General features: G+C 72.1%; 2 protein-coding genes and 1 pseudogene. 1 reads left to right on the plus strand and 2 read right to left on the minus strand.

Going from position 1 to position 4260, the window contains the following annotated elements; genetic code table 11:
• Window positions 1–388 precede the first annotated feature (388 nt).
• Window positions 389–1141 (minus strand): annotated as a pseudogene (locus ACWF94_RS34780) (DAK2 domain-containing protein); the annotation flags it as partial.
• 39 nt (window positions 1142–1180) lie between these two features.
• A complete protein-coding gene (locus tag ACWF94_RS34785; protein WP_453497964.1) occupies window positions 1181–2179 on the minus strand; it encodes a dihydroxyacetone kinase subunit DhaK in 999 nt (332 codons plus the stop codon).
• Window positions 2180–2801: 622 nt separating this feature from the next.
• Here ACWF94_RS34785 and ACWF94_RS34790 point away from each other — a divergent pair.
• Complete coding sequence (locus ACWF94_RS34790; protein ID WP_453497966.1) at window positions 2802–3488, plus strand: HAD family hydrolase; 687 nt, start codon at window positions 2802–2804, stop codon at window positions 3486–3488.
• Window positions 3489–4260: the final 772 nt, after the last annotated feature.

The following is a 4260-nucleotide window of genomic DNA, read 5'->3' on the forward strand; positions in this document are numbered from 1 at the left end:
GCAGTGAGTGCGGCTACCGGCGGCAGATGGCGTCCCGCCGCCGGTAGCGCCCGGTAGCCGCCACCGCTACCGCCGGTAGCCGCACGCGCCCGCCGGACCCTTATGCCGGTGGTTCCGGGGCGGGGGCCCGGACCGGCCCGGGGGGTGTCGCCGGCCGACCCGGGTGTGGCTTCCGGTCACGGACCGGGACGAGGGAGCCCTCACCGTCCCCCTGCCGGGCGGCACTGCCCGGCGGCCGGTCCAGCATGGCGGCGTTCGGGAGCGACGCGGGCGAGCGGGCCGGGGGCCCGGAGTCGGCGGGGCGGAACGTCCCGGTCGGGACCGGCGCGGTTGGCATCGACTCGGTCGGCATCGGCTCGGCCGGTACGGGCGCCGCGTCCGCCGGGTCCAGCAGGAAGGGGGTGAGCGCGGTGACCGGTGCGGCGGCGGCCGAGAAGAAGAGGGCGATGCCCACCGCGCCCGGATCGGGCACCCCGACGGCCCTCGCACCCAGATAGCTGGCCCGGCCGCGCCGCGCGCCGAGGAGTCTGGTGCGTCGTACGCCGTCCCAGGCCGCGTCGGCCGCCCCGGCCAGTGCCTGGTCGGGCGTTGTCGCCGACAGGCCGGGCGTTGTCGCCGGTACGCACAACCGCAGGGCGTTGGCCGCTGGTTGCAGGGCGTCGACCAGGGTTTTGTCCCCCAGGGACGCTTCGCCGACCCGTCTGATCGCGGCGAGCCCGGCGGCCGTGCCGCGCGCCAGGGAGCGGGTGGTGAGGGTGGGTCCGTCGACGCGGACAGCCGCCGCGAGTTCCTGGAACAGCAGCCCGAACAACGGCCCGCTGGTGCCGCCGACTTCATCAAGGAAGGCGGTCGCCAGAACCTGGAGCGGCACATGCTCCGCGTCCGGGTCCAGGTCCGCGTCCGGGGCCAAGTCCGGGTCCGGGTCCAGGGCCAGGTCCGCGTCCGGGTCCAGGTCCGCGTCTCGTTCCGCCGCCGTACGGTTCAGCGTCCGGACGGCGATGGTGACCCCGGTCAGGAGGTTGTTGCCGAAGTCGCCGTCGCCCGCCCGCTCGTCGAGCGCGGTCAACTCCGCTTCGCAGGCCGTGACCGAAGCGGTGAACCGCCGCGCCCACAGTTCGGTGAAGGTGCCGTCGGATCTCATCATCCTCCGTTCGGGATCGGTCGTCCTACCAATTCGTCCCTACCACTGCCAGGCCGGTGTCCGGACCGGCGCGTCGTACAGGCTCGTCACCTCGTCGTCGGCGAGGAGCAGGGTCAGCGAGAAACCCCGGGTGTCCAGGGCGGTCACGAAGTCGCCCACCATGGTCCGCCGCAGGGTGAGCCCGTACGTGTCGAGCACCCGGGCCAGTTCGCGCAGCACCGCGTACAGCTCCAGCCGGGTGACCGCCCCCAGTCCGCCCACGACGGCGATCAGCCCCGCTCCGGCGGGGGGTGCCAGCGCGGTCAGCAAGGCGGCGGTCATCCGGTCCACCAGGGCGTCGAGGGGCTCGATGGGCAGAGTGCGGTCGGCGCGCTCGCCGTGGATTCCGACGCCGTACTCCAGGATGCCGTCGGGGATCTCGCCCATCGGCCGTCCGCTGGTGGGTGCGGTCAGCGACGCGGACGCCACCGCGAGACTGCGGCAGCGACCGACGAGAGAGGTGCCCAGGGTCACCAGTTCGGTGAGGCCGAGTCCGGTGTCCGCCGCCGCCCCGACGAGCTTTTCGAGCAGCGCGGAGGCCCCGGTGCCACGGCGGCCCACCGCCACGGCGGCGCTGTCGGAGGCGAGGTCGTCGTCGACCAGCAGCCGTGCGCACGGTATGCCTTCATGGGCGAGCCGTTCCGCCGCGATACCGAAGTTGATCCGGTCACCGGTGTAGTTCGTGACGATGTGCAGCACTCCGCCCTCGCGGGCGACCGCGCGGGAGGCTTCGAAGATCTGCCGGTTGTGCGGGGAGGCGAAGACCCGCCCCGGGCAGGCGGCGTCCAGCATCCCGGCTCCCACATAGCCCGTGTGGAGCGGCTCGTGTCCACAGCCGCCGCCGGAGAGTACGGCCACCCGGCGACCGGGCGCGCTGTGCCGGGCCCGCAGATAGCCGTGCTCGGCGCGGTATTCGACCATGTCCTGGTGCGCCCGGGCGAAGCCCTCCAGAGCGTCCGGTACCAGGGATCCCGGAGACCTCGCGAAATACCTGACCACGGCGACTCCCGAGTGGCTCAAGACCGATGACGCGGTACGCGCCCCAAGGCTCCGTACCGCTCGCTCGTCCAGCGTGGGGGCGGCGGCCGGGCCCCGCAATTCCAGGCCACTGTGGCGCGAAGGCGTCGGCTCTCCGCTCCAGGGCCGCGTACTGGGGCGGGACAGGGGCGTTGCCGGGACTCGGGCGGCTTCGGCCAGTCTGCCTTTCCACCCGATCGGCGGGTCAGCCACCTGGCAGGGTCCTGCGAATATCGGCCACCTCGCCGTGGCGCGACCGACCTGAATCCGACGTCAGGGCCGTTTAGTTTCATACGTAAATAGAATTACCCGGTGCATAAGATTACCCATGTTCAATGCATCTCATATCGCTTACCCCGGATTCATTGACTGCACTCCATTGTCAAAATTAGCTTGGGTCCCACTCAATTCCGCCCGTTCCGTCGCGACGCGCAATGCGCCGGACGGTCGGCCCTGCGAATGGCCGACCTGCCGTATTGCCCCGCACGGATATCTTTCTGCGGCACCGGTCTGTTATCCGCGCCCGCAGTCACATCTCCTCTCAGGCGCGGACGTTCTCGACGGTACGCCGCGCCCCCGTCACCTCAAGAAGGATGGCCTTCACATGTCAGAAATCTTCCCATGGACGCCGGCGGCAGTCGTATTCGACTGCGACGGCACCCTGATGGACAGCGAGAGGCATTGGCAGGGAGCCAGAGACCTCGTCCTCAGGGAGCACGGAGTCACCCCGACCGACGAGTTCGCCGAACTGTCCAAGGGCGTGCACTACACGGAGTGCGGCCGTCTCATGGCCGACGAGGCGGGGCGGCCCGAACTCGCCGCGGAGATGACCTCCAAACTCCTGGACGCCTTCCGCTCCCTGGTCGCCGAGGAACCCGTCACCACCCCAGGCGCCGCCGAACTGGTGGCCCGCGCAGCCGAGTTCGCCCCGCTGGCCGTCGCGAGCAACTGCCCGCGCGATGTCGTCGAGGACTGCCTCGACACGGCCGGTCTGCTGCGGCACTTCTCGCATGTGATCGTCCCGGAGCAGCACATGAGGCCCAAACCGCACCCCGACGTCTATCTGAGCGCCGCGGCGGCGTGCGACGCCGAACCGTCCGACTGCCTCGCCGTGGAGGACTCGCTCTGCGGCATCAGGTCCGCCGTCCGGGCCGGACTGCGGGTCCTCGGAGTCGGCCCCCGGCCCGACCGGGAGAGCCGTGCCATGGCCGATCACTGGGTGCGGTCCCTGGACGACCGCGCGCTGGTCACCTGGACGGAGAGACGGGCGCTGTCGCGCGCCGCTCGCTGACGCCCGGGGTCCGGCACCCGAATCCACACCGTTGGTGACGCAACTGTTCCAAGTGAACGGGGGCTACCGCGTACACCAGCACCTCCCGACGTCCTCGACCGGCCGACCGGCCGGCATGGCATCCACCGTCACGAAGCCGCCGACCCCCGACCGCCGACCTTGACGCGGACCCCCGACGACCGACCCCCGACCTCGACCGCGGACCCCCGACGACCGACCCCCGACCTCGACCGCGGACCCCCGACGGCCGAAACCGGGTCGCCCGCCGCCGAAAGCCCTCGCTCCTCCGCTCTCCGCCCGCCGTCCTCCGCCGTCACGAAGCGACCGCCCGCCGTCACGAAGTCGCCGCCCAGCCGTCGCGAAACCACCGGCCGCCACGGCCCCGCCACCGGGTGGCGCACCCCGGCCGCCGACCACGTACAGCCGGCGACGACCGCGACCGCCGGTCACGTATCCACCGCCCCGCCTCCCCCGGCCCGCTCGCGGACCACCCGACCCCACCGGCCGCCATGCCGTACGACGCACCCGGACGAGCCGGCCGCACTCCTTGCCCCGGCCGGGTCTCCCCCGGCTTCGGTCACGGCGAGCAGGTGGTGGCAGCGCGACTTCTCCGCCTGATCCCCGGCCGGCCCGGCCCTGGCCGCCTGCCCCGCCCTGGCCTGCGACGACCGGGTGACGGTGGTCGGTGGGGGGTGTTGTGGTGGTGGGATGGCTGATGATGGTCGTATGGCGATGAGTTCTCAGGGGGCGCGGTGCACGGTGGCGGTGGCGC

The sequence above is a fragment of the Streptomyces sp. NPDC055078 genome, from assembly GCF_053607985.1.